Annotated in this window: 14 protein-coding genes; 10 read left to right on the forward strand and 4 right to left on the reverse strand. The window is 73.8% G+C overall.

All coding sequences use genetic code 11. The features are described from left to right. Positions 1-10: 10 nt before the first annotated feature. The gene (locus MRBLMG1_RS04075) at positions 11-1,363 is read right to left on the reverse strand and encodes a tannase/feruloyl esterase family alpha/beta hydrolase (RefSeq protein WP_367820785.1); all 1,353 of its coding nucleotides are present in this window, start codon (positions 1,361-1,363) and stop codon (positions 11-13) included. A gap of 214 nt (positions 1,364-1,577) precedes the next feature. Between MRBLMG1_RS04075 and MRBLMG1_RS04080 the strand changes: the two genes are divergently transcribed. From MRBLMG1_RS04080 to MRBLMG1_RS04090, 3 genes are all read left to right on the forward strand, one after another. After that, entirely contained in the window at positions 1,578-2,663 is a 1,086-nt protein-coding gene (locus MRBLMG1_RS04080) for a sensor histidine kinase (protein ID WP_367820787.1), read from the forward strand. Further along, on the forward strand, positions 2,657-3,301 hold the full coding sequence (locus MRBLMG1_RS04085; protein WP_367820789.1) for a response regulator: 645 nt from the start codon (positions 2,657-2,659) through the stop codon (positions 3,299-3,301). The genes MRBLMG1_RS04080 and MRBLMG1_RS04085 overlap by 7 nt, the downstream gene beginning before the upstream one ends. An 87-nt stretch (positions 3,302-3,388) precedes the next feature. Further along, complete coding sequence (locus MRBLMG1_RS04090) at positions 3,389-3,970, forward strand: DinB family protein (RefSeq protein WP_367820791.1); 582 nt, start codon at positions 3,389-3,391, stop codon at positions 3,968-3,970. 117 nt (positions 3,971-4,087) lie between these two features. On the opposite strand, the gene MRBLMG1_RS04095 is transcribed toward MRBLMG1_RS04090, so the two are convergent. Continuing rightward, on the reverse strand, positions 4,088-5,011 hold the full coding sequence (locus MRBLMG1_RS04095; RefSeq protein ID WP_367820793.1) for a LysR family transcriptional regulator: 924 nt from the start codon (positions 5,009-5,011) through the stop codon (positions 4,088-4,090). Between the two features lie 72 nt (positions 5,012-5,083). On the opposite strand from MRBLMG1_RS04095, the gene MRBLMG1_RS04100 reads away from it, so the two are divergent. Beyond that, positions 5,084-5,476 (forward strand): RidA family protein, encoded by a 393-nt coding sequence (locus tag MRBLMG1_RS04100; RefSeq protein ID WP_367820795.1) that lies wholly within the window; start codon positions 5,084-5,086, stop codon positions 5,474-5,476. A gap of 117 nt (positions 5,477-5,593) precedes the next feature. On the opposite strand, the gene MRBLMG1_RS04105 is transcribed toward MRBLMG1_RS04100, so the two are convergent. Beyond that, positions 5,594-7,069 carry an MFS transporter gene (locus MRBLMG1_RS04105; RefSeq protein WP_367820797.1) on the reverse strand — a complete coding sequence of 492 codons (1,476 nt, stop codon included), beginning with the start codon at positions 7,067-7,069 and terminating at the stop codon, positions 5,594-5,596. 142 nt (positions 7,070-7,211) lie between these two features. Here MRBLMG1_RS04105 and MRBLMG1_RS04110 point away from each other — a divergent pair, with 142 nt between their 5' ends. The 3 genes from MRBLMG1_RS04110 to MRBLMG1_RS04120 all read left to right on the forward strand — a co-directional run bounded on the left by MRBLMG1_RS04110 (position 7,212) and on the right by MRBLMG1_RS04120 (position 9,458). Beyond that, on the forward strand, positions 7,212-7,799 hold the full coding sequence (locus MRBLMG1_RS04110) for a helix-turn-helix domain-containing protein (RefSeq protein WP_367820799.1): 588 nt from the start codon (positions 7,212-7,214) through the stop codon (positions 7,797-7,799). A gap of 74 nt (positions 7,800-7,873) precedes the next feature. Further along, entirely contained in the window at positions 7,874-8,881 is a 1,008-nt protein-coding gene (locus MRBLMG1_RS04115; protein WP_367820801.1) for a hypothetical protein, read from the forward strand. Between the two features lie 142 nt (positions 8,882-9,023). Beyond that, positions 9,024-9,458, forward strand: a complete 435-nt coding sequence (locus MRBLMG1_RS04120; protein ID WP_367820803.1) for an ester cyclase — start codon at positions 9,024-9,026, stop codon at positions 9,456-9,458. A 42-nt stretch (positions 9,459-9,500) separates the two neighbouring features. Here MRBLMG1_RS04120 and MRBLMG1_RS04125 read toward each other — a convergent pair whose 3' ends face one another. Next, positions 9,501-9,854: a PRC-barrel domain-containing protein gene (locus MRBLMG1_RS04125; RefSeq protein ID WP_367820804.1), complete on the reverse strand. Its 354-nt coding sequence runs from the start codon at positions 9,852-9,854 to the stop codon at positions 9,501-9,503. Between the two features lie 148 nt (positions 9,855-10,002). On the opposite strand from MRBLMG1_RS04125, the gene MRBLMG1_RS04130 reads away from it, so the two are divergent. From MRBLMG1_RS04130 to MRBLMG1_RS04140, 3 genes are all read left to right on the forward strand, one after another. Then, the gene (locus tag MRBLMG1_RS04130) at positions 10,003-10,407 is read left to right on the forward strand and encodes a hypothetical protein (protein WP_367820806.1); all 405 of its coding nucleotides are present in this window, start codon (positions 10,003-10,005) and stop codon (positions 10,405-10,407) included. Positions 10,408-10,521: 114 nt separating this feature from the next. Then, positions 10,522-11,184, forward strand: a complete 663-nt coding sequence (locus MRBLMG1_RS04135; RefSeq protein WP_367820807.1) for a DUF6766 family protein — start codon at positions 10,522-10,524, stop codon at positions 11,182-11,184. Between the two features lie 118 nt (positions 11,185-11,302). Further along, complete coding sequence (locus MRBLMG1_RS04140) at positions 11,303-12,577, forward strand: geranylgeranyl reductase family protein (protein ID WP_367820809.1); 1,275 nt, start codon at positions 11,303-11,305, stop codon at positions 12,575-12,577. Positions 12,578-12,593 lie beyond the last annotated feature (16 nt).

A 12,593-nucleotide genomic window follows, 5' to 3' on the forward strand; every position in this document is an offset into this window, starting at 1 on the left:
GTGCCGGGGCTCAGGCGCGGCCGTCCGGTCGGCAGGGGGAGGTGGCGCGTCCTGTCCAGGCCTCCAGGTCGCCCAGGGCGGCGGTGAAGTCGCCGAGCATCGGACGCAGGTGGTCCGCGTCGAGCGGGACGAGGCCGTCGGTGTGGGCGCCGCCCGGCACGATGCGGTAGCGGTGCAGCGCGGCGCGGCCGGCGTCGGCGACCATGCGGTGGTAGACGTCTCCGAACGCGGCCGGCGGGGTGAGGGCGTCGAGGCTGCCCTGGACGCTGACGAGCGGGCGGCGGATGTTCCCGCTGAGGGAGACCCGCGCCACGGCCTCGTGCACCGCCCGCGGGCGGGACGCGAAGTCGTAGTCCGTGTCGCAGCCGGCCCCGGTGCCCGCGGGGCAGAACGGGGTGCCGGCCCGGCCGGCGCCGTCGAAGTCGGGGTCGAGCTCCTCGCGGACCACCCGCTGGAGGAGGTCCCACTGGCGGGCGTGGTGCCAACCCCACTGGGGCTCGGAACCCCTGGGGTAGCCGACGGCGTGCAGCTCGGCCTCGGCGGTGCGGTCCCCCCGCGCGTGGCGGGGATAGGCGCGCAGCGCGGGCGGGAGGGTGGCGAGCAGTCCGCCACCGGGGGTGAAGGTGAGGGCGTTCCAGTCGACTCCGCCGGTGTACAGGTCCGGCCGGTGTTCGAGCTGCCAGCGGACGAGGTAGCCGCCCGCGGACAGGCCGGCGGCGTAGGTGGAGCGCGGGGCGCGGCCGTAGTGCCGACCGGCCACCGCCTTTGCGGCGACGGTGAGTTGGGTGACCCGGTGGTGCCATTCGAGGATCGCGTCGCCGGGGCGTTCGCCGTCCTCGTAGATCTCCGGGCCGGTGTTCCCCTTGTCGGTGGCGGCGTACGCGTACCCCTTCGCGAGGACCTGGTCGCTGATGATCCGGTCGTTGGCGTACTGCTCGCGCAGGCCCGGCGGGCCCGCGACGACCAGCCCGCCGTTCCAGTCGTCGGGCAGCCGGATGACGAACTGGCTGTCGTGCCGCCAGCCGTGATTGCTGTTGGTCGTGGACGAGTCGGGGAAGTAGCCGTCGACCTGCACGCCCGGCACACCGGACGGGGTCGTCGTGCCGGAGGCCTCCAAGCCCGCCCAGTCCTCCGGATCGGTGTGCCCGGTGAGCCGGGTGCCCGTCGTGGTCAGATCGGCGAGGCGGGCGGAGACGGTGTACTCCGCGCCGGGGACGCGGACCCCGGCGGGCCCGGACGGATCGGACGCCGGGGCGGACGGGCCGGCCGTCGGCAGGGGAGCGGCGGTGGCCGGTACGGCCAGGACGGTGGCCATCAGGAGCGGTGCGACGGCCAGGGAGCGGAGGCGCGGGGAACGGCGCATGAAACCTCATCTCGTGGTGTGCTGACGCCGAGGAATCTAGGAACCGCAGGTCCCCGGGGGTAAGTACGGAACGGCAGGGGTGGCGGGGGCCGGAAGGCACATGACCATCGGTCACCTTCCCTGCGAGACAGGCGACTTCGTGCGGGCACGTCGGCCGGCCCCGCGTACGCTGCGGGGGCCGTGCGTCCGCGCGGGAGTCCCCGGAGGAGGCCCGATGTCGCGCCCTGTGCCCTGGATACCCGCGGTCCTGTACGGGGCCGTGCTGGTCGGGGGCGTCTACTACGCCCTGATCGGACCGGGCTTCGGACTCCGCACCGCCGGGTTCGCCGCGCTGCTGTGCGTACTTGCCGCGCTGGACGGGCGGGCGTGGCGGATGCCCGGGAGCGCCGTGTTCGCCCTCAGGGTCGTCCTGCTCGGCGCGGTGGCCGCGCTCGACGCCTCGGGGCTGTCGCGAGTGCTGTTCGTACTGGTCCCGTTCCTGGGGTTCTTCGCGTTCGGGCCGGCCGTGGGGACGTGGCTCGGCGCGGGCTGCGTGGTGCTGCTCGCGGGCGCGTTCACGGCATGGGTGCCGGACTGGGAGCTGCGCGCCGAGTACATCGCGGACCTCCTTATGTTCTCCCTCGGGGTCGTCCTCGCGCTGGCCATGGCGGCGGTGGCGGTACGGGAGCAGCAGGCGCGGGGCCGCCTCGAAGGCACCCTCGCGCAGGTGGCGCAGCTGTCGGCGGCCCGCGAGCGCAACCGCCTCGCGCGCGAGATCCACGACAGCCTCGGACACCATCTGACCGCGATCGGCATCCAGTTGGAGAACGCCGAGGCGTTCGCCACGCTCGACCCGGAGGCCTCGGCCCGGGCCGTGGCGCACGCCCGCTGGTCCGCGGGTCGCGCCCTGGACGAGGTACGGGCCTCCGTGCGCACCCTGGGCCCCGAGGCGGAAGCGGAACCGTTGGGCCTCTCCCGTACCCTCGCCGACCTCGTCCACCACCTCGACGGCGGCGCCCACCGGATCTCCCTCGACGTGTCGGGCACCGAGCGGCGGCCGCTCCTCGTCCTGTACCGGGCCGCGCAGGAGGGCCTCACCAACGCCTGCCGGCACTCCGGAGCGAGCGCGATCGACGTCACGGTCCACTACGACGACGACGGCGCGCGCCTGTGCGTCACGGACAACGGCCACGGCCTCGGCGGGGCCGAGGAGGGCTTCGGCCTGGCCGGACTCCGCGAGCGGGTCCGGCTCGCCGCCGGGACGGTGGACCTGCGCAGTTCGGACCGGGGCACCGTCCTCACGGTGGGGGTGCCGTGGTGACCGGGCCCGGGGGAGCGGAGGCGGCGGACGTGCGGGTGCTGGTCGTCGACGACCAGGACCTCGTGCGCGAGGGCATCGCCGCGCTGCTCGGCATCCAGCCCGGCATCGACGTGGTGGGGAGCGCGCGGGACGGCGCCGAGGCCGTGGAGGAGGCCGAGCGGTGCCGCCCCGACGTCGTGCTCATGGACATCCGGATGCCCGGCACGGACGGCGTGGCCGCCACCGCCCTGCTCCGCCGCCGGCTGCCGGGCTGCCGGATCGTGATGCTGACGACCTTCGACGACGACGAGTACGTCGGCCGGGCCCTGAAGGCGGGCGCGGTCGGCTACCTCCTGAAGAACCTGCCCGCGGCCCGACTCGCCGAGGCCGTCCGGCTCGCGCACGCCGGCGTCGCCCAGTTCGACCAGACGGTCCTCGCCGCGCTCACGGCCGGCGCCCCCGGCCCGGACCCGCTGACGCCCCGCGAGACGGAGGTGCTCCGCCTCATCTCCGCCGGCGCCACGAACAAGGAGATCGCCGCCCGGCTCTACCTGAGCGAAGGCACCGTCAAGAACCACATCTCCCGGGTGCTGAGCCGGCTCGGCCTGCGCGACCGCACCCAAGCCGCCCTGTACGCCAGGGACAACGGGCTGATCTGAACCGACCCCTCCGATCTTGCGAAAGATGATGAAAGAAATTACAGAAAGGGGTTGACCGTCTCTTCGCCCGAACGAGAGGGTCGTCCCATGCCCGCACACGTACCGCCGGTCGCCGACGAGCGCGACGGCCTCCTCGCCTACCTCACCCAGCAGCGCCAGGCCCTGCGCGCCACCGCGCACGGCCTGACGGACGAGCAGGCCAGGCTCACCCCCACCGCCGGCGAACTCAGCATCGGCGGGCTGATCAAGCACGCCGCCCGCTGCGAGGCCGGATGGACCGATCTCATCCTCCAGCGGCAGCGGGGTCCGCAGCGCGCGGCGGACGAGAGCGACGCCGACGAGTTCCGACTCGCCCCGCGCGAGACCCTGGCGGGCGTGCTCGACCAGTACGAGGCCGCGACCCGCGAGACCGACGAGGTCATCGCCGGCATCACCGACCTCGGCCGGCCCGTCCCCGTCCCGCAGGGCCTGCCGTGGTTCCCCGCCGACGTGCCCGCCTGGTCGGTCCGCTGGGTACTGCTCCACCTCATCGAGGAGACCGCCCGCCACGGCGGCCACGCCGACATCATCCGCGAGTCCATCGACGGCGCGACCCTCTTCCCGCTGATGGCCGCCGCCGAGCAGTGGCCCGACCCGTGGTTCCAGCCGTGGGAGGCCCCGGCCGGCTGACCGGTCGAGCGGCCGAGCGGTCCGTGGCCGACCGGTTGGCCGGCTGCGTGGCCGACGGGTCGGCCGGCTTCGCGGCGGCGTCAGGGGGCGCGCCGACCACCGGTCGAGCGGCGGCGATCAGCGGGGCGCCGACTGCCGCGCGCGCGGGGGAACTTCGCCGAGTGTCGTCAGGAGTCCGGCGATCAACGGGTTCCCGTCGTCGAGGCGCCAGGCGACGGCGACACGCGTGCGCGGGGTGCCGGGCTCGATCCTTCGGAAGGCCACGCCCTTGAGGCGGATGCGGCGGATGCTCTCCGGAGCCAGGGACACCCCCAGGCCGGTCTCCACCAGGGCGCAGACCGTCTGCCACTCCACGGCGTGCTGGACCACCTCGGGTGAGAAGCCCGCCGCGGTGCACAGGCCGGTGATCCGGTCGTACAGCCGGGGGCCGACGGCCCGGGGCAGGAGGACGAACGGCGAGTCCGCCAACTCCTCGACGCGGACCGACCGCCGGGCGGCGAGGGGGTGCGCGGACGGCAGGACCGCCACGAACGGCTCCGTCAGGACGGTCTCGAAGCCGAGGTCGGGATCGTCGGCGGGCGGCTCGCGGAGCAGTCCGATGTCGATCGTCCCCTCGCGCAGCGCGGCCAGTTGCGGAGTGGTGGTCATCTCGTGGATGTCCAGACGCACGGCGGGGAACCGCTCCCGGTGGGTCCGCAACAGGCCGGGCAGCACGGTCAGGGCCAGCGACGCGGCGAAGCCGATCCGCAGGCGCCCCGCCCTGCCGTCACCCGCCTCGCGGGCCGCCGCCAGACCGTCCGCGAGACCGGCGAGGGCGCCCCGGGCGGCGGGAAGCAGCTCCCGGCCCGCCGGCGTGAGGGTCACGCGCCCCGGCTCGCGCCGGAACAGCGGATGGCCGACCTTGTCCTCCAGGCGCCGGATCTGCTGGCTCAGCGGCGGCTGGGCGATGCCCAGTCGGGCCGCGGCGTGCCCGAAGTGGAGCTCATCGGCGAGGACGACGAAGGCGTGCAGCTGCGCGAGGGGAAGTTCGGGTCGCTCCATACGCCCATGGATATCACGCGGCACCCGAAGCAGTATTAGACGTATCCATGCCGCCCGCCTAGCGTTCGGCGCATGACAGAGCGACGTTCCCTTCTCAGCGGCTCCACGTTCGAGGAACAGATCGGCTACGCGCGCGCCGTCGTCGACGGAGACTGGGTGCACGTGTCGGGCACCACCGGTTTCGACTACTCCACCATGACCATCTCCGACGACGTGGTCGAACAGGCCGAGCAGGTCCTCCGCAACATCGCCACGGCCCTCGCCGAGGCCGAGTGCACCTTCGCCGACGTCGTCCGCGTGCGCTACCTGCTGCCCGACCGGGCCGACTTCGAGCCCTGCTGGCCCGCCCTGCGCCGCGCCTTCGGCGAGGTCAGGCCGGCCGCCACCATGCTCGTGTGCGGCCTCGCCGACCCCCGTATGAAGATCGAGATCGAGGTGTACGCACGACGGGCCGTCGCGCCCTGAGGGAAGGCCGGGCTCCGGGGAAGGTCGACGCTCCCGGAAGAGCCGGGCTCCGGGGGAGGTCGACGCTCCTGGAAGAGCCGGGCTCCGCGGAAGGGCCAAGCTCCCCGAGAACGGCCGTCACCGCCCGGGATTCACCGCGGCCCGGGCTTTACCTCGGCCCCGGGATTCACCGCGGCCCGGAATCCACCTCGGCCCCGGCTTCACCGCGGCCCGGGGCCCCGCGGCGCGCGCCACGACGAGGAGGAACAGGCCGCAGGCCGACACGAGCAGCCAGCCCGGACGGCTCGCGGCGGCCAGATCGGCGGGCCCGGCGCCCGCGACGAGACCGCCCGCCACGGCGATGCCGACCGCCGCGCCGACCTGGCGCGCCGAGGACGTGATCGCGCCCGCCACCCCGGCGCGCGACGACGGCAGACCGCTCACCGCGGTGTTGGTCAGCGGGGCGTTCGCGAAACCGAAGCCGATGCCGATCAGCAGGAGGGCGCAGAGGATCAGCGGCACGGCGGTGTCCTCGTCGAGGCCCACCAGGCACAGACCGCCTGCCGCGATGAACGCGCCCGCGAGGACCAGCGGACGGCGGGGCCCGAGCCGGCCGACCAGACTCCCGGCCCACGGGGCGCACACGGTCGCGCCGAGCGCCATGGGCAGCGTCGCGGCGCCCGTCGCGAGCGGCGTCCACCCGCGCGTGTGCTGGAGGTAGAGGGTGTCGAGCAGCAGGGTCGTGTTCAGCGCGACGAACACCGCCGTCGCGCCGAGCACCGCCGTGGCGAACGACGGCCGCCGGAACAGGCCCAGGTCCATCAGGGGTTCGTCGCACCGCAGTTCGGCCCGAACGAAGCCGGCCGTGGCCGCCGCGGTCAGCACGTAACCGCCGACGGCCAGGGACGACGTCCAGCCGATCCGGGGGCCTTCGATGAGCAGCCCGACGGAGAGGCAGAGCACCGCGGTCAGCAGCGCCTGGCCCGGCAGGTCGAGGCGGCGGGCGCGCTCCGCGCGCGACTCCGGCACGAACACGGTGACCAGGACGAGAGCCGCGACCACCACCGGCGCGTTGATCCAGAACACCGAGCGCCAGCCGAACGAGGCGATCAGGGCCCCGCCGGTGACCGGACCCGCCGCCATGCTCAGCCCGAAGACCGACGCCCACACCCCGATCGCCCGGGCCCGCTCCCGCGGATCGGGCATCGCGTTCACCACGATCGCCAGGGCCACCGGACTCAGCATCGAGGCGCCGACCCCCTGCACCGCCCGGGCCGCGACGAGGACGCCCGGGGACGGGGCAACGGCGCACACGAGGGACGCCAGGCCGAAGACGAGCAGTCCGCACCGGAAGACGCGGCGGCGCCCGTAGCGGTCCGCGAGGGCGCCCGACACGATGAGCAGGCTGGCCATCACGACGGTGTAGACGTCGACGACCCACTCGAGCTCCCGGGTGCCCACGCCGAGGCCCCGCCCGATCTCGGGCAGCCCCACGTTGACGATGGTGGTGTCCACCCCCACCAGGAACATGCTGAGCGCGCAGACCGCCAGCACCGTCCAGCGTCCGCGCGCGCTCAGCGGGGCGGGTGGCGTGGCCAAGGACGTGGTGAGCACGAGAGCTCCCCCTTCGACGGGTCCCTTCGGCGGGACCGGACGCCGCCCAGGTTCGGACCGGGGAAGGGCCGGTGGCCAGCAACTTTGCGAAGACCGCAAGACGGTCGCGCCGATCCCCGGCCCCCGACCGCACAATGCCCCCATGGACGCCGAACTCGCCGCACTCATCGACAGCATCGGACCACGGCTCCGCGCCCTGCGGCGCGACCGCGGCCTCACCCTCGAAACCCTCGCGGCGGACACCGGGATCTCCGTCAGCACCATGTCCCGCCTGGAAGCGGGCCTCCGGCGACCGACCCTCGACCTCCTCATCCCGCTCGCCCGCGCCCACCGCGTCGCCCTCGACCAGCTGGTGGCCGCCCCCGCCACCGGCGACCCCCGCGTCCACCTCACCCCCCGCAGCCGCGCACCCGGCAGCGTCCTCGTCCCCCTCACCCAGTACCCCGGCCGCGTCCAGGTCTTCAAACAGGTCCTCGCCCACCGCGCACCGCGACTCGTCACCCACTCCGGCTACGAATGGCTCTACGTCCTCGCCGGCGACCTCCGCCTCATCCTCGGCGAACGCGACGTCACCCTCCGCCCCGGCGAAGTCGCCGAGTTCGACACGACCGAACCCCACTGGTTCGGCCCCGCGGGCCCCGAAACCGTCGAAATCCTCCACCTCTTCGGACCCCACGGCGACCAGGCCGTCGTCCGCACCGCCCCCGACGACGAGCGCCCGGGCGGGTGATCGCGTCGGTCATCCGGCGCATCCCGGGCGGCCGGGCCCGCGTCCCCCGCGCGCGGACGACCACAGTGAGCGGCGTGGATGTCGACAAGGTCACCGACGAGCTGTACGCACTCAAGCCCGCCGAGTTCGTCCCGGCACGGGACCGGCACGTGGCCCAGGCCCGCGAAGCCGGGGACGCCGCCGCGGCGAAGGCCATCGCCGCCCTCCGCCGCCCGTCCCTCGCGGCCTGGGCGGCCAACCTCCTCGCCCGTAAACGACTCCGGGAGGCACAGGACTTCCTCACGCTCGGCGAAACCCTCCGCGAGGCCCACCGCACCCTCGACGCCGAGCGGCTGCGCGCCGCCGGCAGCCGACAGCACCAGCTCGTGACCATGCTCGCCCGCGAGGCCGCGGACCTGGCCCGCGAAGCCGGACAACCCCTCAGCGACACGGTGTCGTACGAGGTCGAGCAGACCCTCCACGCCGTCCTCGCCGACCCGGACGTCGCGGCGCAGTGGTCGAAGGCCCGGCTCGTGAAACCGCCCTCGGCCGCCGTCGGCTTCCCGGCCGCCGCTCCGGAGGCGGTGGCCGCCCGCTCGTCCGAGGCGCACCCGACGCCACCGCCGGGGAAGGCCGGGCGCGCGTCGCGGGGAACGGCCGGGCGCACGGCTTCGGAGGAGGCCGGTCGTGCGGATTCGGGGAACGCGGGGCATGAGGCCTCCGGGAGGGCCGGACGTACGGCCTCGGGGAAAGCCGGACGTACGGCTCCGGCCGAGGCCCGGACCGCGACGTCGGAGCCGTCGCGCGAGCTCGCACAGGCGCGGGTGACGGCCGAGGAGGCGGTCGCGGCGGCCGGGCTGCGCGAGCGGGACCTCCACGAGGCGCGGGACGCGCGGCGGGCCACCGCCGGGCAGGCCGAGGAGGCGGCCGACCGGGTGCGGCACCTGGAGCAGGAGCTGCGGGCGGCCCGGCGCACCGCCCGCGACGCCGCCGCGGCCGACGCCGAGGCCGGTACGGCGGTGACGGCGGCCGAACTGGCCTTGCGGGACGCGCGCGGGGCCGCCACACGGGCCGCCCGCGAGGTCGAGCGCCTGGAGCGGTAGACGGCCCCCGGGTCCCGGATCCGACGGCCCGGCATGTCACATCCGCGCCGGCTGTCTCGTCCTCCTGCCGAGAGGCCGCCGTCCCCGCAGCCGGGAGCCGGCGAACGGACAGGCCAGAGGGCACGGACCAGAGGAGAGACCCATGTCGGCAGCCGTGGCAGAACGCAACATCGCGACCCTCCACCGGTTCCACACCGCCGTGAACAGCGGCGATCCGGACACCATCGCGAAGGCCTTCGACGAGTACCTCGCACCGGACCTGGTGTTCCACGCCCCCGTGGCCGTCGGTACGACCGGACCCGAGGCGCTCAAGCGCGTGTGGGAGGTCCTCCTGGGAGCGTTCCCCGACCTGCGCGTCGTCGTCGAGGAGACGATCGCCGAGGGCGACAAGGTCGTCTCCAGGAACACGGTCACGGGAACGCACCGGGGCGACTACCAGGGCCTGGCGCCCACCGGGAGGACCGTCACCTACGGCGAGATCTTCATTCTCCGCTTCGTGGACGGCCGCATCGCGGAGATCCGGGGCGTCGTCGACGTCCTCTCCCAGCTGCGCCAGCTCGGCGCCGTCCCGTCCTGACGCCGACGCCGGGGCCGACGCCGGGGCCCAGCGGCCGGGTCCTCACATGTGGGGGTGACCGTAATAGTGGGCGAACTGTTCGAGGTAGCTGGGCTCGTCGGCGTACTTCGCCTCGTCGAACTCGGGGGCTTCCTTGATCCGGTCCTTCGTGCGATCGACGTACACCTTCTCCTCGGCCGCGTCGATCCGCGTGATCGTCCCGGCCGGGAGCAGCACCCGCCGGCCGAAGATCCAGGTGCCGGTGTCGACGACCAGGTACGAGGAGCCCACGTCCGCGGAGTGCTTGTCGACCTTCCCGATCGCCCCGTCCACCGCCTCGACCTTGTAGCCGATGAGATCGATCCCCAGCTCGTATCCGGTCCTCGGATCATGGTTCCAGATGCCGGACTCGCTCATGACGACACCTCTTCTCTGCCTCCATGGTCTCTCTCGCGGGCCGGGGGCGCACGCACATCGTCACCCGCGGTGGCCCGAACGGGTGGGGAGCGCGGCCGGTCGGCCTCGCGGCCCGCGCCGCGGCCGCCGGGACGTGCAGGGTGGGAGCGTGAGAGTATCCCTGCTCCTCGGAGTGACGGCGGCCTTGGCCGCCTTGTCCGCGTGCGGCGCCCCCCAGGCACGTCAGGACGGAGCGACCACGGCGGGCCGGGCCTTCGAGGTGGCACTCGCCGCCGGCGACTTCCGTACGGCGTGCGAATTGCTCGCCCCGGGGAGCCGCGAGCAGCTCGTGGAGGACGAGCGGAAGCCGTGCGAGCGCGCGCTGCCGTCGCAGGGGCTCCCGCGGGGCGGTGGCGTGCGGAGCGTGGACGTGTACGGCAGGCAGGCGCTGCTCAGATTCAGTGGCGAGACCCTCTTCCTGTCGGAGTTCGACGAGGGGTGGCGGGTCACCGCCGCCGGATGCGTGCCGGAACCGGGCGACGAGCCGTACGACTGCGTCCTGAAGGGGGCATAACGTGAGATCCCTGTTCGTGGTGTGCGTGACGACCATCGTGGGCGGCCTCGCCTACTTCACCGCGATCGGGGTGATGCACCGGTGACGGCCGCCCGGCGCCCGGCGCGGGGGTTCTTGCGGTCGAACAGCCTCACCCTCGGTTTCGGACTGGCCTTCCTGGTCGTCCTGGCGGCCCAGGCCGTGGCCGGGCGCGCCGAGTTCAACGAACAGCTCGCCATCGAGGGGCTCCAGCAGGTCGGACTCGGCGACTACCTCATGTCGTCGGACTTCGCCGTCGACGTCACGGAGAACTGGCAGTCCGAGTTCCTGCAGTTCTTCCTCTACATCTTCGGCACCGTCTACCTGCTCCAACGCGGCTCACCGGAGTCCAAGGAGCTGCACAAGGCGGGTACGGAGAGCGAACGCGAGCAGCGCGTGGGCGACCACGCGCGAGCGGACTCGCCCCGCTGGGCCGCCACCAAGGACTGGCGGCAGGCCGTCTACTCCCGTTCGCTCGGTCTCGTCATGGCCGGCTTCTTCGTGCTGTCCTGGCTGGCCCAGTCGATCTCCGGCGCCGCCGCCTTCAACGACCTGCGCCTGCGGCAGCTCCAGGCGCCCGTCACCTGGCTCTCCTACGTCGGTTCCGCCGACTTCTGGAACCGGTCGCTGCAGAACTGGCAGTCGGAACTGCTGGCCGTGGCGGCCATGGCCATCCTCTCCGTCTACCTGCGCCAGCGCGGCTCACCCGAGTCCAAGCCGGTCGGGGCCCCGCACGCGGCCACCGGCGTCGAAGGCTGACGCGTCCTTACCGTGGCCGAAGTCGCCCGGCGTGACGGGTGATCAAAGGCGGCGGGCCTGGGTACGGATGGGAAGCCGCTTCCCGTAGACCACGCCGATCGCAGCAGAGGAAGTTCTCATGGACCTGTCTTCCCACCGTGACTCGGCGGACGTGATCGTCGTCGGCGCGGGACCCGCCGGCTGCGCCGCCGCCTACCACCTGGCGCGGGCGGGGCACGACGTCCTGCTGATCGAGAAGGCGACGTTCCCGCGGGACAAGATCTGTGGGGACGGGCTGACGCCGCGGGCGGTGAAGGAACTGGTCGGCATGGGGGTGGACGTCGACGGGGACGGGTGGGTGAGGACGCGGGGCCTGCGGGCCCACGGGTCGGGCACCACGGTGGAGATGCCGTGGCCCAGTGTGGCGTCGTTCCCGGACTTCGGGCTGGTGCGCAGCCGGATGGACCTCGACGAGCTGCTCGCCCGCAAGGCGGTGGCCGCCGGTGCGCGGCTGCTGGAGGGGACCAAGGTGACGGCGCCGGTCATCGATCCGAGGACCGGGCACGTCAGCGGGGTGACCGCGCAGCGGGACGGAGGTCCGCGGACCTACCGGGCGCCGCTGGTGGTGGCCGCGGACGGGGCGTCGAGCCGACTGGCCGTGGCGCTGGGGCTGCACCAGCGGGCGGACCGGCCGATGGGGGTGGCGGTGCGCCGGTACTACACGGTGCCGCACAGGGACGAGGACCACCTGGAGGCCTGGCTCGACCTGGAGACCCGGGACGGCCGGGGCCGGACGTACATGCCGTTCGGCTACGGATGGGTCTTCCCGGTGGGGAACGGCACGTTCAACGTCGGGCTGGGGACGTTCCACGTCGGGCGCAAGCCCGAGGTGGACCACCGGAAGATGTTCAGGGAGTGGACCGCGCGGCTGTCCCCGGAGCGGGCGTTCGACGACGACCACGCCGCCGGTCCGCTGCGCGGAGCGCCCCTGCCCGCCGGCCTCAACCGTCGGCCCCAGTACACCCGGGGGCTGCTGCTGACCGGTGACGCCGGGGGAATGATCAACCCGTTGAGCGGGGAGGGCATCGACTACGCGCTGGAGTCCGGCCGTCTCGCGGCCGGCACCGTCACCCGCGCGCTCGGGCGGCCCACCGCACACGCGCGGGAGGAGGCGCTGCTCGCCTACCCGGATGCGGTCCGCGCCGCCTACGGCCGCTACTTCACCGTGGGCCGCCTGGTCGTCCAGGCGCTCAACCAGCCCCGCGTCATGAAGCTCGTCGCCACGAGGAGCCTCCGGAAGCCCGTCATGCAGCGCTTCATGTTCAAACTCTGGGCGAACCTCACCGACCCGCACAGCAAGGACGCCCTGGACCGCGTCCTCACCGCCATCCAGCGGGCGGTCCCGGCCGCCTGACCCTCCGTCCGCCGCC

The organism is Streptomyces sp. LMG1-1-1.1, assembly GCF_040815545.1.
Taxonomy (GTDB): domain Bacteria; phylum Actinomycetota; class Actinomycetes; order Streptomycetales; family Streptomycetaceae; genus Streptomyces.